We start from the raw sequence: 22,313 nt of genomic DNA on the forward strand, positions 1-22,313 counted from the left end.
GGCGGGGTCCTGCTCCAGCAGGGCGTCGAGGACGGTGTCGCTGATCTGGTCGGCGATCTTGCCGGGGTGACCCTCGGTCACGGACTCCGAGGCGAACAGGCATGCCGTCATGCCTTCATCTCCTCAGATCCGCGCGTTGCCGCGTGGATCTCCAGGGCGGTGCCCGGGTCCGGACGACTGTGCACGCGGTCCGTACGCCTGTGTGTCCTGGGACGGGTGTGCGCCGTCGGCGGAGCGGGTCCGGGAGCGCGCTCCCGGACCGGTGTGTGCGGAGCCACGCTGGTACTTGACGTACTGGGTGACCGCGTACTCCCCCGTCACGGCGAGCGCACCGTGCAGTTCGTGCCAGTACCGGACCCGTGAGGTGTCCAATGCCAGCAGGGCGCGGTCGCAGCCGAACTCCCTGAGCCGGTCTAAGGCGGTGGAGACCAGGGCGAGTCCGGCGCTCCTGCCCCGGAAGGCCGGGGCCACGGCCACGTCGACGATGCGTCCCCTGCCCTCCCACGCCTGCGCGAGGACGTAGCCCGCGGGTGTGTCGGCGAACTCCAGGAGCAGACTGATGCCCGCTTGCCGGGCGGTGACGGTGCCGAACTGTTCCAGGCGGGCGCGGAAGACCTCGGGGCCGAGCATCCGGGCTCCGGTGGTGCGCGTGCGGTTGTGAATGTCGTGCAGGGTGCGCACGTCATCGGAGGCGCTGTCGATCCGCCGGATGTGCCCTCCCTCGGGCGAAACGGTGGGAAGCGCGGTGAGGGAGAGGTCGATCTCGCAGCGGTTGTACGTGATCTGCCTTGTGAAGCCGGCTTCCTGGAGGACCGGGGGGACCACCGGGTCGCCGTTCAGCACGCCGCAGACGGTGATCTCGTGTCCGCCGCCTTGCTCCCGGGAGAGTTCACCGGCGCGGGCGAGGAGGAGCGCGAGGAGCTCACGCGCGATGCTGCCGTCGTCGTCGGGCAGCACGGTGAGCGTGCAGTCCAGTGAGGGGCCGCCCCGTGTGGTCAGGGCCGCCCAGGCGACAACGTCGCCCTGCGGCCGGACCACGCACCAGCCGTCGCGGGCGGGGTCGTGCGCCGGGTGATCGGTCTCGAGCAGGATGTCGCCGCCAGTGCACCAGGCGGTATCGGTGATCGCCTTCTCGTACGTGTTGACAAGGCGGACAAGGCTGTCCAGCCGTACCTCGGCCGCGCTTTTCACGGTAAGTGGCGATGGTAGAGCCATGCGATGCGGGATCCCTTTCTGAAGACGGTGCGCGGCCGTGCCGACACACACACGCGGATTGCCGAGGCCTTCCACGTTCGCTTGATATTCCGCTGCGGAATTACGCCGACCCTATTCGATGTGCTTTCTTCGGGACGCAAACGGCCTCAGGCGAAGGGGGTCGGCTGCGTCCCATGACGCCGCAACCGGCACCGCCGACTTATTTCGGATGCCACTGGCATGGCGCTGATCTGGTGTGACAGCAGACCGCTGTCCGGTGTTCGGCGTCGCGCGCCGAACACCGGACAGTTTTTCAGAATGGCTATTCGGATTTCTGGTCCGCTCCGGCGGACCGCGCGAGTTCCCGGGAGGGTCCGGTCGGTCTCGACCGGACCCTCCCGCTCAGACGATCTCCCCCAGGACGTGGGACTCCAGGTCGGAGGAGAGCCGAAGACGGGTGTCGCCCCCGGCGTCCCCCACATTCCGGAGCCACTCCTCGAACTCCGCGCCGTCCTCGGTGGACCCTCCCGGCCCGCCGTGACCGGGAGGCTCCCGTTCCTCCCCGTGGGATTCAGTCATGTCCCGCACTCCTTTCTCCTGGCCGGTATACGCGAGCGGGACGGAACATGGTTCCAGAGGCGGCGGAACGCGCTCCCGCCGTGCCGGTGCCCACCGCGTTCGGCGTACCGGATTCCGCGGGTCGCCGGTGCGAGGCCCCTCAGGCCACCGCGCCCAGGAACGGCGGCTGTCCGGCGGCCAGCCGGGCTCTGCCCATCCACAGGACCTGGGAGAGCATCCGCATCAGCCGTGCCTCCTCGGGCGGCGCCGTCCCGTCCGCGGACGGAGGCGCGGGTGGCTGTGAGACGGCCACTCCCACCGGGGTGGGCCAGCCCCGCACCGCGTGGCCGATGGTGCGCAGCGTGGCCAGAGTGGAGGCGGCGCCCTCGGCGGCGGCTCCGACGGCGACGCAGCCGATGGCGCGTCCTTCGAGGTAGGGCACAGGCTCGTCCAGGTCGTTGACGTAGTCGAGGGCGTTCTTCAGCAGACCGGAGACGGTGCCGTGGTATGTCGGGGAGACGAGAACGATGCCGTCGGCACAGCGCAGTTCCGACAGGAAATTCCCCACCTCGGGGTGCGTGGGCGCAAGGCCCGGCCGATAGGCGGGGAAGTCGATGTCCGCTCCCGCGAAGACGCGGACCGTCGCGCCCTGCTCGGCGCAGCGCAGGGCACACCACTGGGCGACGCGGTCGCAGGTCGATCCTCGGTGGAGGGATCCGCCGACCAGGACTATGTGCGGCCCGTGCGCGCTCGAGGGGCTCTTCGGCGCGGGGTCGGCCGCCTTCCGTGCCACATGGGGGAGCGGGGGCGGGGAGCCCGAGGCGCCGACGGTGGCGGACACGACGGCGTCGGCCCGCGCCGCACGCTCCCCCGCCGCGTCCCGGCCGCGGGTCCGGTCGGGCGCGCTCCGGCCGCGGGTGGTGGGCGTCGGCGCGCCGGTCCGTTCCCGGTGCTCGCGCTGGAACGCGGCGAGTGCGCGGGGCACGTCGTCGTGCGCGGCCACGGCGTCGGCGAGTGCGAGTGCGTCCGCCATCGCCGTGCCCACGACCCGGCCGGGGGACGGAGCCGCGGGGCACGCGGCGTCGCCGAGCAGGACGACGCGTCCGTCGACCCGCCGGGGAGCCGGACCGCAATCGCGGGCGTCGGCCACGGCGATGTCCTGGGGACCGGTGTTCCTGATCAGGTCCACCAGGGGCGGGTACCAGCCGGTGAGGGCGGCGATCAGGTCGGCCCGCGCGCGGGCCGGTCCCTTCGCGGGCCACACTCCCGGCGGTGAGGCGATCCTGGCGGTCCAGCACAGCAGCCCCCCGCCGACCGGGAGGACGCTCAACCGGACGCCCCGGCCGCCGGCCGTGTGAGGACGCCGCTCCAGCGTGGACTCGCCGGTGCAGCCGGACACCGAGGCGTGGCCCAGGTACTCGGCGGCTGTGCCCGGCAGCATCCGCCGCCGGACGACCGAGTCGACGCCGTCCGCGGCCACCAGAGCGGCGCACCGCAGGACCTTGCCGTCCGACAGCCGGACGGTGACGCCGTCCTCGTGTGCGGTGTAGTCCTCGACGGTGGTGGCGAGCAGCACCGCCGCGCCCGCGGTGAGGGACTCGTCGAGCAGGGCCCGCTGGAGGGCGGAGCGCGTGATCACAAGCCGGGGGGCGTCCGGGCCTTCCATGGGTTCCTCGGCCAGGATCCTTCCCGCCGCGTCCATCACCAGCCGGGTCTCGCCGGATCGCAGGAGGTGGCCCAGTTCCCTGACACGGCCTCCCAGGTTCTCGCCGAGCGCGTCGGCGGCCCGCATCCCGTCGGGACAGAGGACCAGTCCCGCGCCCTGGGCGCCGATCCGCGCGGACCGTTCGATCACGGTGACGTCGACGCCCCGCCGGGCCAGCGCGACGGCCGTCGCCAGTCCGCCGACGCCGCCGCCCGCGACGGCCACCGATTCCCTCTTGGCCATGGTTCAGCTCTCCTGTCCGTGTGTGCGGGCCGGTGCGCCGGCGAGCCGGGAGGCAAGAAGGACGGCGGTCGTCAGGGACGCCCAGGCGGTCAGTTCCACCAGTTTCCGGTCACCGGGATGCCGCTCGCGGAAGGCGGCGACATCGGCTTCGGTGACCTGGTACGGGGCGAATGCGGTGAGCAGCGCGATCCGCGCGGTGGGCAGGTCCTCCGCGGGCGGGCGGAGGGAACCCGCGAGGGTCTCCTCCAGCCAGATGCGGCCGAGGCCGGGAGGCGACCCGTCCCAGGCGGCGAGCCGGGACTCCAGCAGGCGGCGTACCTGTGGGGGGACCCAGCGCGCGGCGTCGTCGACGGCGGCGGTCGCACGTCCGACGGCATCCGCCACCGGGCCTGTCCCGGCCCACCGCGGACCGGGCGGCGCCGGGGGCAGCAGCCCGCTGCCCTCACCGGGACGCGGGGGGCCGGCGGCCGGGCGCATGGCTCTGGCGACCGTGCGCAGGATCGGACCGCGTGCGGCCGCAGGGGTTCGCGCGGGCACGGGCGACTCGTCGAGGAAGACGGCGACCATGCGGTTGAGGTAGTGGAAGGTGAGCGCCACGCCGATGATCTCGGGTGACTCCTCGGCGGTGAAGGGGGCTCGTTCCCCGCGGCCGGCGCCGAACCGGATCCACTCGGCGGCGTCGCAGCCGGGTGAACCGGGTGCCGGCCGCGGGGAGGTCTCCAGCGCGGCCTGGTGGACATCGACGCAGTAGGGGCAGGAATTTGCGCGGGAGACCTCGACTGCGACGGCCTCCTTGGCGGCCCGGCTCACCCGGCCCTCCACCAGCAGGGTCTCGCGCAGCAGCAGCCAGCTCGCGGCGAGTACCCGGGGGGCGCCGGAGTGCAGTGCCAGGGGCGGTGCGACGACGCCGAAGTCCCGTTCGGCCTGGGCGTACACGCGGGCCACCAGCCCGCGGGCGCGTCCGGGAGGAACGGCTCCGACGTGGCGGATATCGCGCAGGGATCCGCGCAGGGCGGCCCGTACGATCGTCCTCGTCCTCATCCTCGTGCCTCTCTCGGACACGGCGCTCCGGGCCGTGTCCGGGGCGTGCCTGCGTCTGCCGGTCTACCGGACGGTCCCGAACCGGGCCGTCGTCCCGGCGATGTCGTGCTCCTGACCGGGGCGGTGGTGGATGTACCCGCCCCGCCGGACCCCGGCGGAACGCGTCTGTCGGGCATCTGGATCCTCCCGTCCGTCCTCGGGCGCCCGTGCGGCACTCTTCGGCGTTGCTGCGCCCGCCCGGGGCCCCGAGCCGATCCTGGCACCGGCCGTGTGCGCGGGTGTTATCCCAACGTGCCCTTCTGCGGTCCCGGCGCGGTTTCGGCAAACCGGTGAGCGGCGGGCAGCAACGGCAGAGATGCGCTGGTCCGACGGGCGGTCGAGGATGGGCCGTCGTGCCGCTCGACGACCGTGCGACACCTCGATGGGAGTGACGGGTTCATGCAGGAAGCGACAGCCGACCCGGCGGAGATCGGGAGGCACTACGACGAGCGCTCGCCCATCGGTGACGAGCTCCGCGGCGGCCAACTGCACATGTGGTACTGGTACGACCGCGACGACGACGCGCCGCTGCCGGAGGCGGTGCACCGCGTTACCCGCAAGGTGACCGGCACCCTCGGGCTGCGACCCGGGGAGCGGGTGCTGGACGCGGGGTGCGGTCCGGGCGAGACGGCGCTGTTCCTGGCCCGGCGGTACGGGGCCAGGGTGACCGGGGTGACCGTCAGCGACGTCGAACTCGAGGCGGCGCGGAGGCGGGCCGGGACCGCGGGGCCAAAGGGGCTGGTGGACTTCCGGCACGGCGACTACATGGAACTTCCCTTCCCGGACGGCTCATTCGACGCCGTGCTCGCCCTGGAGTCCCTGCAGAACGCGCCCGACCTCGGGAGGGCGCTGGAGGAGCTGTACCGGGTGCTGCGCCCGGGCGGTCGCATGGCGTTCTCCGACTTCAGCCTGGAGAGCGCGGCCGAACCGGAGCGGGTTGAGCGGTTCATGGAGACGCTGAGGCTCCCGCTGCTGCCGACCCTCCCCCAGTGGCTGGAGTACGCGCGCTCGGCCGGTTTCGAGGTCGAGGAGTACACCCAGTGCGGTCCGCGAGTGTTCGGGATGAAGGGCAAGTACCTGCGGGCCGCGATGGACCGGCGTGAGGAGGTGGCCGGCAAGTTCGGCGAACAGGGTGTAGCGGAGTTCTCCCGTCTGCACCGGGGTTTCTTCGCTCCTCGCAAGGACCAGATCGGTTATGTGATCGCCTGCGTACGCAGACCCCGCTGACCGGCCGGTCCGCAAGAGCGCGGTCGCGCGGAGGGCGGTGTCACACCGCCCTCCGCGCGACCGCGCTGCCGGGACCTTCCGGCCGCACCGGTGTGGTCAGGACCTGACGGGCTCCGGCTCGGCCGGTTGCGTACCGCCGGTCTGTGCTTCGGCGGTGGGCGGCATGTGCCGGAACCACCGCCAGGCGAGCGCGGCGAGCACGACGAAGACAGCGGTCGCCAGCGCGCCCACCAGGTTGAGCCCGGAGGTGAACGCCCCGCGGGCGGAGGCGATCAGTGCGCCGGCCGCCGGATCGGACAGCTCCTGGGCCACGGCCATGGCGTTCGTGATGCTCTCGCGGGCGGTGGCCGCCGCCGCGGCCGGCAGCTCGCCGGGGATCGACAACTGCTCGCGGTAGGCGATGGTGCTGATGCTGCCCAGCAGTGCGATACCGGCCGCGACGCCGAACTCGCCGCTGGTCTCCGAGAGCGCCGACGCCGAACCGGTCTTCTCCGGCGGGGCGGCGCCGAGCAGCATGTCGTACCCCAGTGCCAGCGTCGGGCCGAGGCCCGCGTTGATCAGGACCGAGCCGGTCACCACCGTCACCAGGCTGTCGCTGCTGGGGGCCTGGGACAGCAGGGCGTAGCCGGCCGCCGACACCAGGAGCCCGGCCGCCATGAGGTATCCGGGGCGGATCGTCCGGGCCAGGGCGCTGCTCAGCGCGATGGCGGCGAGCGTGCCCAGGGCGCCGGGCACGAGCCAGAGACCGGTGACCCACGGCGAGAGCCCCTCGACCATCTGCAGCTGGAGGTTGACCAGCAGCAGGCTGCCGCCGGTGATGGTGCCCACCAGCAGGCTCAGCACCATGACGCCGCGCGCGACGGGAATCCGGAACAGGTTCAGGTCCAGCAGCGGGTCGTCCAGACGACGCTGGCGCAGGACGAACAGTACGCCGAAGACCGCTCCGGCGAGCAGGACCGCGAAAGGCTCCGGCGACCAGCCTCGGGAGAGCTCCTTGACGCCGTAGATGAGCGGGATGATGGTCACCAGGGAGAGCCCGACGCTGAGCAGGTCCAGCCGCCCGGCCTCGGGGTTGCGGTACTCCGGCAGCAGCGCCGGGCCGGCGATCAGCAGCAGCAGCATCACCGGGACCGCCAGCAGGAACACCGACCCCCACCAGAACGACGACATCATGAAGCCGCCGACGATCGGGCCGAACACGCCGCCGCCCACGAAGCAGCCCGTCCACACCGCGATGGCCGTGCCGCGCTGCTTGGGGTCCTTGAACATGTTGGTGATCAGGGACACCGTCGACGGGGCGAGGGTCGCTCCGGCGAGGCCCAGCAGAGCCCGGGTGGCGATGAGCATCTCCGGGCTGGTGGAATAGGCCGCGAGCACCGAGGCGGTGCCGAAGGCGGCCCCGCCGATCATCAGCAGCTTGCGGCGGCCGATCCGGTCTCCGAGGGTTCCCATGGTGACGAGAAACCCGGCGAGCACGAATCCGTAGATGTCCAGGATCCACAACTGCTGGCTGCTGCCCGGCTGGAGGTCCTCGGCCAGGTGCGGCAGGGCCAGGTAGAGCACGGTCAGGTCCACCGCCAGCAGAAGTGCCGGCAGGACGAGGACCATCAGGCCCAGCCACTCCCTGCGTCCCGCCTTGGCGGGCGGTTCGTTCTCGGTGCTCGTGTGCATCGAGGGTCCTTCCTAGGTGATGGTCGGGGCGCGGCCTCAGGGACACGGTTGCGCCATCGCGCACCCGCCACGGGTGCGCGATGGCGCGATGGGCGGGGGCGCGTCCGGGGTCAGCTCCCGCCGTTTTCGGCGGGCGGGATGTTGTTGTTCACACGGAACAGGTTGGTGGGGTCGTAGGCGCGCTTGACGGCACGCAGCCGCTCCCAGGTGCGCTCCGGGTACGCCTCCCGGATACGGGCCCGGCTGTCGTCGGCCAGGAAGTTGACGTAGACGCCCGGCACGCCCTTCTGCAGCGCCGCGGTGAGCTCGTCGGACCAGCGGGTGTGCGTCCCGGCCTCCTCGGGGTTCTCGTAGATGGCCGCCACGTTGATCATCACGTTGCGGTTGCGGTGGGCGAAGGCGGTGGCGTCCTCGGGGACCCGGGCCATCGCGCCGCCGAGCACGCGCACCTGGACGGCCGGCATGACGGCCGTGGACGTCCGGATCCGCTCCAGGATCAGCGCGGCGTCGTCGGTGTCGAGTGTGTCCGTGAACAGGTTGCGGGCGGCGGCGACCGGGTGTTCCTCCTCGTCCTCGGGCGGGTAGACCGCCGGGTACGGCATCGGCTCGATCATGTCGGCGATCGGAGTGGCCAGGGCCCGGAACGGCGCCATGGCCTTCTCGGCCTCCTCTCCCTCGCCCGCGTAGACCATCATGGCCATCACGATCGGCGTGCCGTGCAGTTCTTCGGGGACAAACGGCATCGGCATCGCCGGCATGATGTTGACGATGCTGGTCAGTTCCTCCGGGGCCTGCTGTGCCAGGTCGACGAAGCCGGCGACGACCTCGGGGGTTCCCGGCAGGACCAGCAGACCGCCCAGGACCGTGCCCAGTTCGTGCAGGCGGAACAGCAGCCGGGTCACCACGCCGAAGTTGCCGCCGCCTCCGCGGATCGCCCAGAACAGGTCCGGCTCGTGCTCGGCGTCGACCCGGCGCAGTTCGCCGTCGGCGGTGACCACCTCGGCTGCCAGCAGGCTGTCGATGGTCAGGCCGTGCTTGCGGACCAGGTAGCCGATGCCGCCGCCGGTGGTGATACCGCCCAGGCCGACGCTGCCGGCGTCCCCGAATCCGGTGACGAGGCCGTGCTCGGCGACGGCGTTGGTGAACTCGCCGGTGGTCGCTCCGGCCTCGGCCCAGGCTGTGCGCGCCTCGGGGTCGATCCGCAGATCGCGCATCGACGACATGTCGAGCACGATGCCGTGGTCGCAGAGGCAGAACATGCTGTGCCCACCGCTCTTGACCGCCAGAGGGATGTCGCGATCGCGCGCCAGCGAGACCACCCGCGCCACGTCGGCGGTGCCGGCCGGTTTCACGATCGCGGCCGGCAGCTGGTCCATTCCGCCCAGGTAGACGGTGCGCGCCCTGTCGTAACCGGCGTCACCGGGTACGAGAACCTCGCCCTCGACGACGGCGCGCAACTGCGCGACCGGCACGGTGCCCCGCTCGATGACCGCCTTGGTCTTCTCCACTGTCAAAAGTCTCCTCGTGTCGTGCGGTGGTTTCGCCAGGGCGCCTGCGGCCCTGCGCGGGGGCCGGCTGACGGCACATGCCGCACGGCGGGTGCGGCGGTGGGGTGTGCGGGTGCCGGCGGCTCCCGGGGGCATGGCCGTCCCCATCGTGGCCGGGGCCGAGCGTGCGGCGCATCTCGTGGATTGCGGTGCGCTCCGGGGCGGGTGAGCGCATCACAGGAGATGCGCGGGCGGGGTGCCGGCCGACACGCTGTCCGTGTGCTGTTCCGGCGTACTCCGAGAGCGAGGCAACCCATGAGGTCGTCGTCCGGGCGGGGGAGTGTCCCCGCCGTGGCCAGTACCGGAGTTGGGAGGTAGTGGTCATGGCGCGAGTGGTGGTCACAGGGGGCTGCGGGTTCGTGGGCAGCCATCTGGTGGACGAACTGGCCCGAAGGGGCCATGAGGTCACCGTCTTCGACGGCGGCGCGCCGCCGCCGGACCGGGAGCCGTCGTCCTCGGTCCGCTACGTGACCGGTGACGTGCGGGACGCGGCGCGACTGGCCGAGGTGGTGCGGGAGGGCGTGGACACCGTCTACCATCTCGCCGCCGTGGTCGGAGTCGACCGATACCTGGACCGTCCGGTCGACGTCATCGACATCAACCTGCTCGGCACCCGGAACGTGCTGGACCTGGCCGCGAGGGCGGGGGCGAAGGTCGTGGTGGCGAGCACCAGCGAGGTCTTCGGGAAGAACCCCGCGGTCCCGTGGCGGGAGGACGACGACCGTGTGCTGGGCAGCACCGCCGTGGACCGGTGGTGCTACTCCACCAGCAAGGCGCTGGGCGAGCACCTCGCCTTCGCCTTCGCCCGCGAGCGCGGACTCAAGGCGGCCGTCGTGCGCTACTTCAATGTCTACGGACCGCGGCAGCGGCCGGCGTTCGTCGTCAGCAGGAGTGTTCACCGGGCCCTGAACGGGAGGCCGCCGGTGGTGTACGACGACGGTGGCCAGACGCGGTGCTTCACCTTCGTGCGGGACGCGGTCGACGCCACGATCGCCGTCGGCACCAGTGAGGCCGCGGTCGGGGAGTGCTTCAACGTCGGCAGCTCGACCGAGACCACGGTGGTCCGGCTGGGCGCCCTGGTGGCGGAGCTGACCGGCACCGGGGCGGCGGTGCCGGTCGGTACACGGGACCGGCTCGGCGACCGCTACCAGGACCTGCGCCGACGGGTCCCGGACACCGCCAAAATCATGCGGACCCTGGGATGGCGGTGCACGACCGACCTGCGCGACGGGCTCGCCGAGACGATCGCCTGGGCGCGCCGGAACCCGTGGTGGCTGGCCCAGCCCGACAGCGGTGTGGAACCGGACGGCGAACCGGTCCGGGCCGCCGGCGTCCCGGGCTGAGCCGGCCGTGCGCGACGAGCGGGTGGCGCTATCGCGCCGGCCGCTCGTGCAGTTGCAGCAGGAGATAGGCGGCCAGGGTGGAGTCGTCGCGTATCTCACCCGCGAGGATCATCCGCTCGAACTCCGCACGCGGAACCCAGCGGTGGCGCATGTCCTGCTCCTCGTGTTCGCGCCGGGGCGGTCCCGTGCTCAGGCCGGTGGCCAGGAAGACGGTGAACGCCTGCCCGCTGGCGCCGTGCCAGCCGTAGGGTGTGCCGAGCGCGGTCCACGAAGCGGCGCTCAGCCCGGTCTCCTCGGCCAGTTCGGCGCGGCCCAGCTCCTCCGCGGTACCGTTCCGGCCCGGGGGGAAACAGCCCTGTGGGAACTCCCAGTACCGCCCGCGGACCGGGTACCGGTACTGGTCGACCAGGTGGAACCCACCGTGCTCGGCGGCTATCACCACGGCGTAGTCGGGCCGGTCGACCACCGAGTACAGACCGCGGGAGCCGTCCGGGCGTTCCACGACGTCCTCGCGCAGCGACAGCCATGGATTGCGGTACACCTCGCGGGAGGAGACCGTCCGGATGATGCCGGGCGCGGGCTCTGGAATCCGGCGCATCACCGGTACCCCCTTTTCTCTCTCACCGGCCGTCACTGCCAACGCTAGGGGGCCGCGGGCGGCGCCCCTACTTCCCCGTTGCTGGATTCCGGCTGTCGGCACGCCGGAAGATGCCCGCCGCCCGCGGCGGTGAGGATCATCGGCGTGGGCCGGAACCGCCTTCGATTGGAGCTGCAAGATGCGCTTTCTCCCCGAGCACGACGCCCTCACCGTGGCGGTCGTCGGCTTCGGATACGTGGGTTCCTGCGTCGCGGCGACCCTGGCCGAGCGCGGGTTCGACGTCGTCGGCGTCGACACCGACGCCCGGCTGGTCGAGGAACTGGGCAGACGGGAGTGCCGGTTCAGCGAGCACGGACTGGCCGAGAAACTCTTCTCGGGCCTGGACTCCGGACGGCTGCGGGTGACCACCGAGACCGCCGGGGCCGGCGACGCCGACGTGGTGCTGATCACCGTCGGCACACCGGTGCGCGACGACGGCTCGCTGGACGATGGACAACTGCGGGGTGCTGTAAAGGAGTTGAGCGGCCACCTGCGTCCCGGTCAGCTGGTCGTCCTCAAGTCCACGGTGCCGCCCGGCACCACGCGGGGTCTGCTCGTTCCGCTTCTGGAGGCGAGTGGGCTGGTCGCGGGGAAGGACTTCGGCCTGGCCTTCACCCCGGAGCGGCTCGCGGAAGGCACCGCGCTGCGGGAACTGCGCACCTTCCCGATCGTGGTCGGCGGGCTGACTCCCGACTGCGCGGCCGCGGCCGCCGGACTGTGGCGGCGCGCCCTGGGAGTGGAGACCCTGCCGATGGACACACTGGAGGCCGCCGAGATCGTCAAGCTGGCCGACAACTGGTGGATCGACCTCAACATCGCCATGGCGAACGAGCTGGCCAAGCTGTGCGCGCTCTACGGCGCGGACGTGCTCGACGTCATCGCCGCGGCGAACACCATCCCCAAGGGCTCCGGCAACGTCAACATCCTGCTGCCCAGCGCCGGCGTGGGCGGCTCCTGCCTGACCAAGGATCCGTGGATGGTGTGGCGCGCCGCCGGCGACCACGATGTGCGCATCCAGACCGCCGCGGCCGGCCGCCGGGTCAACGCGGGGATGCCGGAGTACACCGCGCAGTTGATCACGGACGAGCTGGCCCTGCTCGGCAAGGCCCCCGCGGCGTCCACCGTGGCCGTGCTGGGGCTGGCCTTCAAGAACGACACCGGCGACCTGCGCGCCACACCGGCCCGGGGCGTGGTCGAGGCTCTGGCCGCCAGGGGGGTCACGGTGCGGCTCCACGACCCGCTGGTCGACCGGGAGGCCGCAGCCCGGCTGTTCGGCGCGGAACCGAAGGAGTCCCTGAGGGAGGCGGTGCGCGGCGCGGACTGCGTGGCCGTGCTCGCCCTGCACCGAGGCTTCGGCGACATCGACTTCGCCGCACTCCCGGTCGCCCGGCCGTGCCTGCTGCTCGACGGGCGCGCCTACTACCCGAAGGAGAAGATCGCCGAGCTGCGCGCGGCCGGGTACGTCTACCGGGGTATCGGCCGCGGCCAGAGTCCCGCCGCGGGGCCTCCCGGGCACCGTCCGGCGGTGGCCGGGTCCCACAGCCCCCGTCACGCGGTGGTGAGCTGACGGCCGGACGGCACGCGCTCCGGCCGCTCCCGCCCTCCGCGCGGCCCACACCACACCGCAATCCACGAGATGCGCCGCACGCGCGGTTCCGGCCACGATGTGCGCAGTCATGCCCGCGGAAGTCATCGGTGCCCGCACACTCCATCACACCGGCGAGGGCATCCCCGTCGCGTACGGACCCTGACGGGGACCACACCACGCGGCGCTCCTACCCCGAACGACAACCGAGTGGAAGGCATCATGACCATCATCGATGGCACCATGGCCGTCACCGAGTGCACCGAGTGCCGCATCTGCGGCAACCGGGACCTGCTGCCCGTGCTCGACCTGGGAACCCAGGCGCTGACCGGCATCTTCCCCGGACGCGGTGAGGTCGTGCCCACCGCCCCGCTGGAACTGGTCAAGTGCTCCCCGGAAGGCTGCGGACTGGTGCAGCTGAGGCACACCGCCGACCTCTCCCTCATGTACGGCAGACACTACGGGTACCGCTCAGGCATCCGGCCGTACATGATCAACCACCTGCACGGAAAGGTCGCCAGGCTCACCGGCATGGTCGACCTCGGCCCCGACGACCTGGTCGTCGACATCGGCAGCAACGACTCCACCCTGCTGCAGGGGTACCCGGCCGACGGTCCCACCCTGGTGGGCATCGATCCCACGGGCGAGAAGTGGCGCCGTTACTACCCCGACCACATCGAGCTGATCCCGGACTTCTTCTCGAAGGCGGCCTTCGCCGAGCGCTTCGGCGACCGCAAGGCCAAGATCGTCACCTCGATCGCGATGTTCTACGACCTGCCGGACCCGGTCGGGTTCATGGCGGACGTGCGCGACATCCTCACGGACGACGGCGTGTGGCTGGTCGAGATGAGCTACCTGGTCTCCATGCTGGACGTGCTGGCCTACGACGCGGTGTGCCACGAGCACCTGGAGTACTACGCGCTGAGCCAGATCGAGTGGATGGCCGAGCGTGTCGGACTCACCGTGTCGTCGGCCGAGGTCACCGAGGTCAACGGCGGGAGTCTGTGCCTCACTCTGGTCAAGGACCCCAACCGGCACAAGATCGACACAGCCGGGATCGAACTGGTCCGCCGACGGGAGGCCGACCTCGCACTGGAGACCGCGGCCCCTTACGAGACCTTCGCACGCCGCGTCCGCGAGCACCGTGACACGCTGCGCGGATTCCTCGACCAGTCGCGGGCGGCCGGCCGGCTGACCCTGGGCTACGGCGCCTCGACCAAGGGCAACGTGGTCCTCCAGTACTGCGGGGTCGACAGCCGGGACCTGCCGTGCATCGGTGAGGTCAGTGCGGAGAAGCACGGCTGCTTCACCCCGGGGACCGGCATCCCCATCGTCTCCGAGGAGGACGCCAAGGCACGCCGCCCCGACCAGCTGCTGGTGCTCCCGTGGGTGCACCGCGACGGGTTCGTCGAGAGGGAGCAGGCGTTCCTGGCGGCGGGCGGGAGGATGGTCTTCCCGCTGCCGTCCGTCTCCTCGGTCTGACCCGGCCCGTCCCCGCCCGCCCGCCCAGGAACAGGAACAGGAACAGCCGTGTCCGTCCACACCGTCTGTGCCGGCCCGGCCGGCGACCACGCTCCCGCGGGAGACGCTTCGGTGAGCGTTCTGCGCGTCGGTGCGATCGGCTGCTCGTCGTTCGGTGCGCGCACCATGCTCCCCGCCATCCGGGACACCCCCGCCACGGTCCTGACCGCCGTGGCCAGCCGTGACCGTGCCAAGGCCGAGTCCTTCGCCCGGAAGTTCGGCTGCGACCCCGTGGTGGGGTACGAGGACCTGTTGTCCCGCCAGGACATCGACGCCGTCTATGTCGCCCTCCCCAACTCCCTGCACCACGAGATGGCGGCGGCCGCGCTGGAGTGCGGCAAGCACGTCCTGGCGGAGAAGCCACTGGCCACCACGGTCCGGGAGACCGCCGACCTGGTCCGCCTGGCGGACGCCCGCGGCCTGGTGCTGCGGGAGAACTTCGGCTTCCTGCACCACGGCCAGCACCGGCGCGCGCTGTCCCTGGTGCGTGAGGGCCGCATCGGGGGGCTGCGCCACTTCACGAGCGCCTTCTGCTTTCCGCCCCTGCCCGGGGACGACATCCGGTACCGGCCCGATCTGGGCGGTGGCGCGCTGCTCGACGCCGGCGTCTACCCGGTGCGGGCGACGCAGTACTTCCTCGGTGACGATCTGACCGTGACGGGTGCTGTGCTGCGGTGCGACCCGGTCTCCGGCGTGGACGTCTCGGGCAGTTTCGTGGCCTGCTCGGCGGACGGCGTGATCGCCACCGGGGACTTCGGCTTCGAGCACGGCTACGGTTCCCGCTACCGGCTCTGGGGCGGCACCGGGCAGCTCACCGTCGAACGAGCCTTCACTCCTCCCCCCTGGCACGCCCCGACCCTGCGGGTGGTGTCGCAGAACCTCGTGGAGGAACTCACCCTGCCCGCGGAGGACCAGATGAGCGCGGGGCTGAGTGCCTTCGCGGCCGCGGTCGGGACCGCCCGCGCCCGCGGCCGCGACCCGCACCACCGGAAGTGGGCCGCGACGGCAATCCGCACCGCCGAACTGGTGGCACGCATCGGTGAGATCGCCCACCGGGTCTGACCGCCGCGCCGGCCCCTGCCTCCGGCCGCGCCGGGTCAGGCCGCCCGGGCCCCGCCGAGCCGTGCGGCGGTGCGGTCGCGCACCTCGGCGATGACCCGGTCGACATCGGCGTCGGAGAGCGACTGGTGGATCGGCAGGAGCAGCGTCTTCTCCGCGGCGGCCTCGGCCCGCGGCAGCACGGCGTCCGAGCCGTACGCCCCGATCCGGTGCATCAGGGGGTACCGGAAGGTGGTGTAGACGCCGCGTTCGAACAGGTCGCGCGCGACCTGGTCGCGGACGCCGCCGTCGAACTGCACCCAGTACATGTAATGGGAGGAGGTGTGTCCGGCGGGCAGTGGCGGCGGCAGGCGCAGCCCGGCCACGTCGGCGAGACCCGCGTCGTAGGCCTGCGCGATCTCGCGGCGCCGGGCGATGAACTCATCGAGCCGGGCCAACTGCACGGTACCGATGGCGGAGAGCACGTCGTTGGTGGTGGAACGGCCCGAGAACGAGGTGACGTCGTAGTCCCACCAGCGGGTCCGTGAACGCAGTGCCTGGTCGTAGCCGCTGTGGAAGGACGAGGACGGGCCGGAGCGGCCGGGAGCACGCTGCTCCAGGCCGAAGTAGGCGATCTTGGCGGCGCGGGCGGCGAGTTCCGGGTCGCGCACGTAGAGCATGCCGCCGTCCACCGTGACCAGGATCTTGGCGTGGTCGAAGCTCCACACACCCATGTCCCCGAAGGTGCCGCAGGCGCGCCCGCCGGCCGTGGACGCGATGGCCAGGGCAGCGTCCTCGACCAGTCGGACACCGCGGTCGCGGCACAACTCGGCGATCTCGGCGACCGAGCCGGGGTACCCGCCGTAGTGCAGGATCACCACGGCCTTGGTCCGCTCGGTCAGCACCGCCTCGATGTCGGCCGCGTTCGGGTTGAGCGTGGCCTCGTCGACATCGCAGAAGACCGGCCGCGCACCGTGCGCGGCGATCGCGTTGCCGACCCCGACGAAGCTCACCGTCGGCAGCACGACCTCGTCCCCGGGGCCGACGCCGAGCAGTTCCATCGCGATGAATGTGGCCGAGGTGCACGAGTTCGTCGAGGTGATGTGCTCGCGGCCGACGCCCAGGTGCCCGGCCAGCGCCGTCTCGAACTGGTCGGTGCGGGCACCGCGGCCGACCCAGTTGCTCTCGAACACCTCGCGTACCGCATCGAGTTCGCGCTCGCCCAGCGCGGGCTGCACAACGTTGATCATACGGCCCATCCGGACTCCTTGGCGTCGGTCCAATGTGGGGGGACCTGGCCGGGACACCATGTGGCCGGGGCAGGTCGGCGGAAGGTCGGCGAGGCCGACAGGCGCGAATATGTCACCCGGCCGGACCGGCTCGCATCTCCCGGCGTGCTGTGCCGCCTTCCGGCGGCACGGCGGCGCGTGCCGCAACGCGGAAGATGCGCGGCCCGGCCCGGCCGGGCGACGATGCGCGCAACCACGTCCCCCACGGGAGCCCCACAGTGCCCGCACGAGTTCGACGGCCCGACGCCGGCACGTCCACCGGCCCCGCCCCCCTCGCCGCCCGTGTCACCGTCTCGGCGCGGACCACCGCATCGCGCGTGAGCCCGGACGACGCCGGTACCTGGGTCGAGGACAGCAGAAGGCAGCCGTTCGAGAGCACCGTCATCCCGATGGAGGAGCTGACCGACCCGCGCGGATGGCACTTCGCCCCCGGCACAGGGAATCTGGAACACCGCAGCGGCCGGTTCTTCACCGTGGAGGGGATGCACGTCAGGACCGGCCACGGCCCCTTGGGGGAGTGGTGGCAGCCCATTCTCGTGCAGCGCGACATCGCCATCCTCGGAATGATCGCCAAGGAGTTCGACGGCGTCCTGCACTTTCTGCTCCAGGCCAAGATGGAGCCGGGGAACGCCGGAATGGTGCAGCTGTCGCCCACGGTCCAGGCGACATCCAGCAACTACACCCGGGTGCACGGGGGAGGGCGCACTCCCTACGTCGAGTACTTCACCGAGCCGGGCAGGGGGCGGGTCCTGGTCGACGTGCTCCAGTCGGAGCAGGGGGCCTGGTTCCATCAGAAGCGCAACCGCAACATCGTCATCGAGGTCACCGGCGACGTACCCGTGCTGGACGGCTTCCGCTGGCTGACCCTGGGCCAGGTCCACCGGCTGCTGCGGCGGCGCAGCGTCATCAACATGGACGCCCGCACGGTTCTCGGCTGCCTGCCCGTAGCGGCCCCGGCGGGAGGTGGGGAGGTGTTCGAACGCGGCGGGGAGCCCGGCGGCCTGCACACGATGACGCAGGTCCTGAGCTGGTTCACCGGCCGCAAGAGCGCGTACGAACTGTCCGCCCGGCTGGTCCCGCTGAACTCCCTGGCGGGGTGGCGTCGGCAGGCCATGGGGATCGTCCCCGAGGGGGGCGGGGAGTTCGGCATCGTCGCGGTCCGGGCACACGCCCCTACCCGCGAGGTGCACAGCTGGAAGCAGCCGCTGCTGGCACCGCGGGGCCTGGGCCTGGCGGCGCTGGTGGTCCGGCGCATCGGCGGGAAGCTGCACGCGCTGGTGCGCGCCGAGGTCCTGCCGGGGTACCGGGACACGGTGGAGATCGGCCCGACCGTGCGGTCCGCGGCGAGTGACCGCGCCGCCGTGGCGGCCCTCCGTCCGGACTTCCTGGACTATGTGCTGTCGGCACGTGAGGGTGTGCGCTACGACGTTGTGCAGTCCGAGGAGGGAGGGCGCTTCCTCCACGCCGAGACCCGTTACCTCGTGGTCGAGGCAGACGACGACTTCCCCCTGCGGGTGCCGCCGGACTTCGCATGGCTCACGGTCGAACAGCTGCTGGCACTGCAGCGGCACAGCTACTACCTCGGAATCGAGGCCAGGACCCTGCTCTTCTGCCTCAACGGCCTGTGACCTCCGGGGCCGGCCCGTCCGCGACCGTGCCGGCGGACCGCCAAGGACGCAATCCAGAAGACGCCCGCCACGGCCCCCGAAGCCATACTGGACGCCTGGTGCCGATCCGCCCGGGCGGGAGCTCCGGTCAGGAGGATCCGGTCCGGCGCCGCCTGCGAGGCGGTCGCCGCCGGCGGACTCCCCGGCCGCGGCGCGTGTGTGAGGACTGCCGGGCGGCCGCCGGGACGCGCCGTCCGGCAGGGCCGCCGTCACCTGTCACCCCAGTGGAAGGACTGCGATGCGGATTCTCTTCGTCACCAACCCCTTCAGGGCGCACCTGTACGTCCAGGTGCCGCTGGCGTGGGCGCTCCGCGGAGCGGGGCACGAGGTGTGCGTCGCCGGCCCGCCGGACATGGCCGAGGCCATCGCGCACACCGGGCTGCCCGGTGTGTCCGTCGGCGAGGTACTCGCCCTGGAGGAGAAGATGGCGCAGGCAGCGCCGAGCGACGCGCCGATCAGGATGGCGCAGGGCGCGTCCGGCGGCGAGCCGGCTGGGCCCTGCGACCCCAGGGGCCTGCGCACGGGGAAGTCGGTGCAGAGCGACTACGGCTGGGGCGACCCGCACATCGAGCTGGAGGACTTCACCGCTGGGGTGCGTGCGGTGTTCTTCCCGGACTCCGCCTTCGAGGACCTGGTGGAGTTCGCACGTGCGTGGCGTCCCGACCTGATCGTGACGGACCCGACCGCCTTCCCCGGCGCGGTGGCGGCCCGGGTCGTCGGCGCGGCGCACGCCCGGATGCTGTGGAGCGTGGACAGGGTGGCCCAGCTGCGCGCGGCGTGCCGCCCCCGGCTCGGCGCCGAGGGCGATCCGATGCGGGACTGGCTGCAGCCGATACTGGAGCGCCACGGTTGCGGCTTCGACGAGGAGACGGTCCTGGGGCAGTGGACCATATCGCCCTCGCCACCGTGGATCTGGCAGCCGGAGGGCATGCACTACCTGCCCGTGCGGAACATGGCGTTCAACGGTCCCTCCATCACGCCGCGATGGGTGCACGAACGCCCCGCCCGCAGGCGCGTCTGCATCACCCAGGGTCTCTCGCACCGGGACGCCACCATCGGCGGCGGGTCCTCCACCCACGACCTCCTGGAGGCGGTGGCCGGCCTCGATGTCGAGGTGATCGCGACCCTCAACGCCGACCAGCTCGGGTCGGCGACCCTGCCGGACAATGTCCGCGCCGTCGACTTCGTCCCGCTGAACTCGCTGCTGCCCACGTGCTCGGCACTCGTCCACGAAGGCGGCACCGGTGCCTTCGCGGGGGCGCTCGAGCACGCGGTCCCGCAGATCGTCGTGCCCAACGACTTCAAGGTCGAGAAGTGGGGCGGTCCGCTGGCCATGGCACACGGGCTGGAGCGGCGCGGCGCGGGAGTGTACGTGGGCAACTCGGGGACCCTGACCGCCGACGCGCTGCACGACGGCCTCAAGCTGCTCCTGGAGGACCCCTCCTACGCGGAGAACGCGGCCAGGATCCGTACCGAGGTGCGGATGATGCCGAGCCCGAACGACATCGTGCCGGCGCTGGAGAAGCTGACCGCCGAGCACCGCGTCCCGCGCCCCTGACCTGTACGGCCACTCTCCGCAGGCCGTTCGGCGGGGTACGTCCCGGCACCGCCGGTGGCCCGCGGTGCGCCGCCGGGCCGCCGTCGAACGCCTTGACCACCGACCCACGGAACGAAGAACGGACCGGTCGATGAAGGGAATCATCCTCGCCGGCGGCAGCGGTACACGGCTGTCCCCCCTGACCTTGGCGGTTTCCAAGCAGCTGCTCCCCGTCTACGACAAGCCGATGATCTATTACCCGCTCTCCGTGCTGATGCTGGCCGGCGTGCGGGACATCCTGCTCATCTCCACCCCCTCCGCCCTCCCCGTCATGCAGCGGCTGCTCGGCGACGGCTCGCGGCTCGGCCTGAACCTGTCCTACGCGGCTCAACGGGAGCCACGCGGCGTCGCCGAGGCGTTCCTGATCGGTGCCGGGCACATCGGCCACGACCGTTCGGCGCTGGTCCTGGGCGACAACGTCTTCCACGGCTCCGGACTTTCGGAGGTGCTGTGCAGCTCCCGGGACTCGCTGGACGGCTGCGTCCTGTTCGGCCGGCCCGTGCCCGACCCGGAGCGGTACGGCGTCGGCGAGGTCGACTCCCGGGGCAGGCTGGTCTCCATCGAGGAGAAGCCGACGAGCCCACGCTCCAACAACGCGATCACGGGGCTGTACTTCTACGACGACCAGGTCGTCGACATCGCCCGGCACATCGCTCCCTCGTCCCGCGGTGAACTGGAGATCACCGACGTCAACCGCGAATACCTCGGGCAGGGCCGGGTGAGGATGGTCGAACTGGGCCGCGGCTGTGCCTGGTTCGACTGCGGCACCCACGATTCCCTGCTGGCCGCCGGCCAGTACGTGCAGCTCGTCGAGAAGTACGAGGGCGAGCGGGTGGCCTGTCTGGAGGAGATCGCTCTGCGGATGGGCTTCATCGACGCCGAGGCGTGCTACCGGCTCGGCGACGGGATGCGGCATTCGCGGTACGGCCGGTACCTCACGGAGATCGCCTGCGCGCCGGGCTGAGCGCGCGAGCGCGCGGACGGGTCCGGTGCCGGAAAGGGGGTGTCCCTCCCCGCGGGGAGGGACACCCCCTTTCCGGGGAAGCGGTCACCGCGGGGACGGCTCGCGCGTCTTGGCCGCCGCGTCGGCCGCCTGCCCGGAGGGCAGGTCCGGCCCCGGCCCCGGCCGCCGCGTCCGCGCGGCACGGCCGCGGCGTTCGCCCCGCGAGGTGGCGAAGCGTCGCATGATCGGGCGCTCGACCAGTGTGTACAGAGCCCAGGACAACAGCAGGGTGACACCGAACAGCAGCGCGATCACGCCGATCGCCTGCGGGGTCTCCCAGGTCCTGCCGGCCCCCAGGAGCCGGTGACCGTAGATCTGGACGAGCTGGTGGGTGATGTAAAAGGCGAAGGACACCTCGCCCAGCCACACCATGACGCGGCTGGAGAGCCAGTTGCGCCGACCGGCCGCCTCCGCCCTGGTGGCGCTCGCCACCAGCAGACCGAGCGGCACCACCATGACGGCCACCAGCTGGTACGCGGAGGGGAAGAGCGGCGCGGCGACGTAGGCCACGGCGACGAGGGCCACCGAACCGCCGAAGCCGATGGGAAGCCTGCGTCCCTCCATCACCACGCGGGCCAGGATGATGCCGAAGACGAAGTCGAGCAGGCGTGTCCCGGGGAACTGGTAGACCAGCCACAGGTCCGCGGCCGTGACCTCCATCCCCGGGAACGTCTCCTGGTTGGGCAGTCGGCCGGCGACGAACGGCACGGCGAGGATCGCCGCCACGACGGCGCCCGCCCACGCCCACAGCCGTTCGGGGCGGATGCGGTCGATGAGCCTGATCAGAATCGGGAACAGCGCGTAGAACAGGGCCTCACAGGACAGCGACCAGGCCACGCCGTTGAAGGAGGCGCGGACCATGATGTCCGGTGACCACGACTGCAGCAGCAGCAGTTGCAGTGCCAGGTCCCGGCCGCTGACCGACGCCTGCGCCACCCATGCCGCCAGCATCATGGCGGCGATGAGGGTTAGCAGGTGCAGGGGATAGATCTTGAAGAACCTGCGCCGGAAGAACGCCGGAGTGGTGTCGTCGGCGCGCATCGACCAGGTGAGGATGAATCCGCTGAGGATGAAGAAGAAGCCGACGCCGGTCCAGCCACCCTGGTAGAAGAGCGTGTTCGCGACGTTCTGGCTGTGGTCCGAGGCGAAGAACCGCTCGGGCACGGCATGGAAGAAGAACACCATGGCGGCCGCGATGAACCGCATTCCCGTCAGGGCGGGAAGCCTGGACGGCAGGGCCGCGCCGGCGGCCCGGGATCTTGTCGTGTGATGGGGCATCGGGATCGTTCTCCCCCGCTGAGGTCTTCTCGGAGTTCGTGACTGTGGCAACTGGCCGTCGTCGCGGCATCTCCGAGATTGCGCAGCTTCCTCCCCGCGCCCGTGACGTCCAGGTCTGCTGTGACGACCG

At 71.7% G+C, this 22,313-nt stretch carries 18 protein-coding genes; 8 read left to right on the forward strand and 10 right to left on the reverse strand.

Going from position 1 to position 22,313, the window contains the following annotated elements:
• From IQ279_RS26385 to IQ279_RS26405, 5 genes are all read right to left on the reverse strand, one after another.
• Positions 1-111: S-adenosylmethionine synthetase N-terminal domain-containing protein (locus tag IQ279_RS26385; protein ID WP_206351858.1), on the reverse strand; the 111-nt coding region annotated here is incomplete at its 3' end.
• A 12-nt stretch (positions 112-123) separates the two neighbouring features.
• Complete coding sequence (locus IQ279_RS26390; RefSeq protein WP_206351837.1) at positions 124-1,191, reverse strand: GNAT family N-acetyltransferase; 1,068 nt, start codon at positions 1,189-1,191, stop codon at positions 124-126.
• 405 nt (positions 1,192-1,596) lie between these two features.
• Positions 1,597-1,773, reverse strand: a complete 177-nt coding sequence (locus IQ279_RS26395; protein ID WP_206351838.1) for a hypothetical protein — start codon at positions 1,771-1,773, stop codon at positions 1,597-1,599.
• A gap of 139 nt (positions 1,774-1,912) precedes the next feature.
• Positions 1,913-3,700 (reverse strand): NAD(P)H-dependent oxidoreductase, encoded by a 1,788-nt coding sequence (locus IQ279_RS28580; RefSeq protein WP_206351839.1) that lies wholly within the window; start codon positions 3,698-3,700, stop codon positions 1,913-1,915.
• 3 nt (positions 3,701-3,703) lie between these two features.
• The gene (locus IQ279_RS26405; RefSeq protein WP_206351840.1) at positions 3,704-4,741 is read right to left on the reverse strand and encodes a carboxymuconolactone decarboxylase family protein; all 1,038 of its coding nucleotides are present in this window, start codon (positions 4,739-4,741) and stop codon (positions 3,704-3,706) included.
• A 438-nt stretch (positions 4,742-5,179) separates the two neighbouring features.
• Here IQ279_RS26405 and IQ279_RS26410 point away from each other — a divergent pair, with 438 nt between their 5' ends.
• Positions 5,180-6,007: an SAM-dependent methyltransferase gene (locus tag IQ279_RS26410; protein ID WP_206351841.1), complete on the forward strand. Its 828-nt coding sequence runs from the start codon at positions 5,180-5,182 to the stop codon at positions 6,005-6,007.
• Between the two features lie 96 nt (positions 6,008-6,103).
• On the opposite strand, the gene IQ279_RS26415 is transcribed toward IQ279_RS26410, so the two are convergent.
• A complete protein-coding gene (locus tag IQ279_RS26415) occupies positions 6,104-7,678 on the reverse strand; it encodes an MFS transporter (protein WP_206351842.1) in 1,575 nt (524 codons plus the stop codon).
• A 110-nt stretch (positions 7,679-7,788) separates the two neighbouring features.
• The gene (locus tag IQ279_RS26420) at positions 7,789-9,186 is read right to left on the reverse strand and encodes an FAD-binding oxidoreductase (RefSeq protein ID WP_307792550.1); all 1,398 of its coding nucleotides are present in this window, start codon (positions 9,184-9,186) and stop codon (positions 7,789-7,791) included.
• Positions 9,187-9,548: 362 nt separating this feature from the next.
• Here IQ279_RS26420 and IQ279_RS26425 point away from each other — a divergent pair, with 362 nt between their 5' ends.
• On the forward strand, positions 9,549-10,568 hold the full coding sequence (locus tag IQ279_RS26425; RefSeq protein ID WP_206351844.1) for an NAD-dependent epimerase/dehydratase family protein: 1,020 nt from the start codon (positions 9,549-9,551) through the stop codon (positions 10,566-10,568).
• Between the two features lie 28 nt (positions 10,569-10,596).
• Here the strand turns inward: IQ279_RS26425 and IQ279_RS26430 are convergent, their stop codons facing one another.
• The gene (locus IQ279_RS26430; protein WP_206351845.1) at positions 10,597-11,166 is read right to left on the reverse strand and encodes an NUDIX domain-containing protein; all 570 of its coding nucleotides are present in this window, start codon (positions 11,164-11,166) and stop codon (positions 10,597-10,599) included.
• Between the two features lie 178 nt (positions 11,167-11,344).
• On the opposite strand from IQ279_RS26430, the gene IQ279_RS26435 reads away from it, so the two are divergent.
• The 3 genes from IQ279_RS26435 (at position 11,345) to IQ279_RS26445 (ending at position 15,373) form a co-directional block, all read left to right on the forward strand.
• Positions 11,345-12,772: a nucleotide sugar dehydrogenase gene (locus tag IQ279_RS26435; protein ID WP_206351846.1), complete on the forward strand. Its 1,428-nt coding sequence runs from the start codon at positions 11,345-11,347 to the stop codon at positions 12,770-12,772.
• Positions 12,773-13,012: 240 nt separating this feature from the next.
• Positions 13,013-14,272 carry a class I SAM-dependent methyltransferase gene (locus tag IQ279_RS26440; protein WP_241028799.1) on the forward strand — a complete coding sequence of 420 codons (1,260 nt, stop codon included), beginning with the start codon at positions 13,013-13,015 and terminating at the stop codon, positions 14,270-14,272.
• A 111-nt stretch (positions 14,273-14,383) separates the two neighbouring features.
• Positions 14,384-15,373, forward strand: coding sequence for a Gfo/Idh/MocA family protein (locus IQ279_RS26445; protein ID WP_307792551.1), 990 nt, complete (start codon positions 14,384-14,386; stop codon positions 15,371-15,373).
• A 35-nt stretch (positions 15,374-15,408) separates the two neighbouring features.
• On the opposite strand, the gene IQ279_RS26450 is transcribed toward IQ279_RS26445, so the two are convergent.
• Positions 15,409-16,599 (reverse strand): DegT/DnrJ/EryC1/StrS family aminotransferase, encoded by a 1,191-nt coding sequence (locus IQ279_RS26450; protein ID WP_206351847.1) that lies wholly within the window; start codon positions 16,597-16,599, stop codon positions 15,409-15,411.
• Between the two features lie 356 nt (positions 16,600-16,955).
• On the opposite strand from IQ279_RS26450, the gene IQ279_RS26455 reads away from it, so the two are divergent.
• The 3 genes from IQ279_RS26455 to rfbA all read left to right on the forward strand — a co-directional run bounded on the left by IQ279_RS26455 (position 16,956) and on the right by rfbA (position 20,866).
• Positions 16,956-18,266 (forward strand): NDP-hexose 2,3-dehydratase family protein, encoded by a 1,311-nt coding sequence (locus tag IQ279_RS26455; RefSeq protein WP_307792552.1) that lies wholly within the window; start codon positions 16,956-16,958, stop codon positions 18,264-18,266.
• A gap of 277 nt (positions 18,267-18,543) precedes the next feature.
• Entirely contained in the window at positions 18,544-19,863 is a 1,320-nt protein-coding gene (locus tag IQ279_RS26460) for a nucleotide disphospho-sugar-binding domain-containing protein (protein WP_206351849.1), read from the forward strand.
• Between the two features lie 130 nt (positions 19,864-19,993).
• A complete protein-coding gene (rfbA, locus tag IQ279_RS26465; protein ID WP_206351850.1) occupies positions 19,994-20,866 on the forward strand; it encodes a glucose-1-phosphate thymidylyltransferase RfbA in 873 nt (290 codons plus the stop codon).
• Positions 20,867-20,950: 84 nt separating this feature from the next.
• Here the strand turns inward: rfbA and IQ279_RS26470 are convergent, their stop codons facing one another.
• A complete protein-coding gene (locus IQ279_RS26470; protein WP_206351851.1) occupies positions 20,951-22,183 on the reverse strand; it encodes an acyltransferase family protein in 1,233 nt (410 codons plus the stop codon).
• Between the last annotated feature and the right edge of the window lie 130 nt (positions 22,184-22,313).

Source organism: Streptomyces verrucosisporus (assembly GCF_017114865.1).
In the GTDB taxonomy this organism is placed as follows: Bacteria; Actinomycetota; Actinomycetes; order Streptomycetales; family Streptomycetaceae; genus Streptomyces; species Streptomyces fenghuangensis.

Excerpts from the sequence above, each read along its gene's own strand:
- IQ279_RS26460 (WP_206351849.1), top strand. The coding sequence starts at position 18,544 with ATGCGGATTCTCTTCGTCACCAACCCCTTCAGGGCGCACCTGTACGTC.
- IQ279_RS26425 (WP_206351844.1), top strand. The coding sequence starts at position 9,549 with ATGGCGCGAGTGGTGGTCACAGGGGGCTGCGGGTTCGTGGGCAGCCAT.
- IQ279_RS26435 (WP_206351846.1), top strand. The coding sequence starts at position 11,345 with ATGCGCTTTCTCCCCGAGCACGACGCCCTCACCGTGGCGGTCGTCGGC.
- IQ279_RS26470 (WP_206351851.1), bottom strand. The coding sequence starts at position 22,183 with ATGCCCCATCACACGACAAGATCCCGGGCCGCCGGCGCGGCCCTGCCG.
- IQ279_RS26415 (WP_206351842.1), bottom strand. The coding sequence starts at position 7,678 with ATGCACACGAGCACCGAGAACGAACCGCCCGCCAAGGCGGGACGCAGG.
- IQ279_RS26450 (WP_206351847.1), bottom strand. The coding sequence starts at position 16,599 with ATGATCAACGTTGTGCAGCCCGCGCTGGGCGAGCGCGAACTCGATGCG.
- IQ279_RS28580 (WP_206351839.1), bottom strand. The coding sequence starts at position 3,700 with ATGGCCAAGAGGGAATCGGTGGCCGTCGCGGGCGGCGGCGTCGGCGGA.
- IQ279_RS26440 (WP_241028799.1), top strand. The coding sequence starts at position 13,013 with ATGACCATCATCGATGGCACCATGGCCGTCACCGAGTGCACCGAGTGC.
- IQ279_RS26405 (WP_206351840.1), bottom strand. The coding sequence starts at position 4,741 with ATGAGGACGAGGACGATCGTACGGGCCGCCCTGCGCGGATCCCTGCGC.
- IQ279_RS26430 (WP_206351845.1), bottom strand. The coding sequence starts at position 11,166 with ATGCGCCGGATTCCAGAGCCCGCGCCCGGCATCATCCGGACGGTCTCC.
- IQ279_RS26395 (WP_206351838.1), bottom strand. The coding sequence starts at position 1,773 with ATGACTGAATCCCACGGGGAGGAACGGGAGCCTCCCGGTCACGGCGGG.
- rfbA (WP_206351850.1), top strand. The coding sequence starts at position 19,994 with ATGAAGGGAATCATCCTCGCCGGCGGCAGCGGTACACGGCTGTCCCCC.
- IQ279_RS26410 (WP_206351841.1), top strand. The coding sequence starts at position 5,180 with ATGCAGGAAGCGACAGCCGACCCGGCGGAGATCGGGAGGCACTACGAC.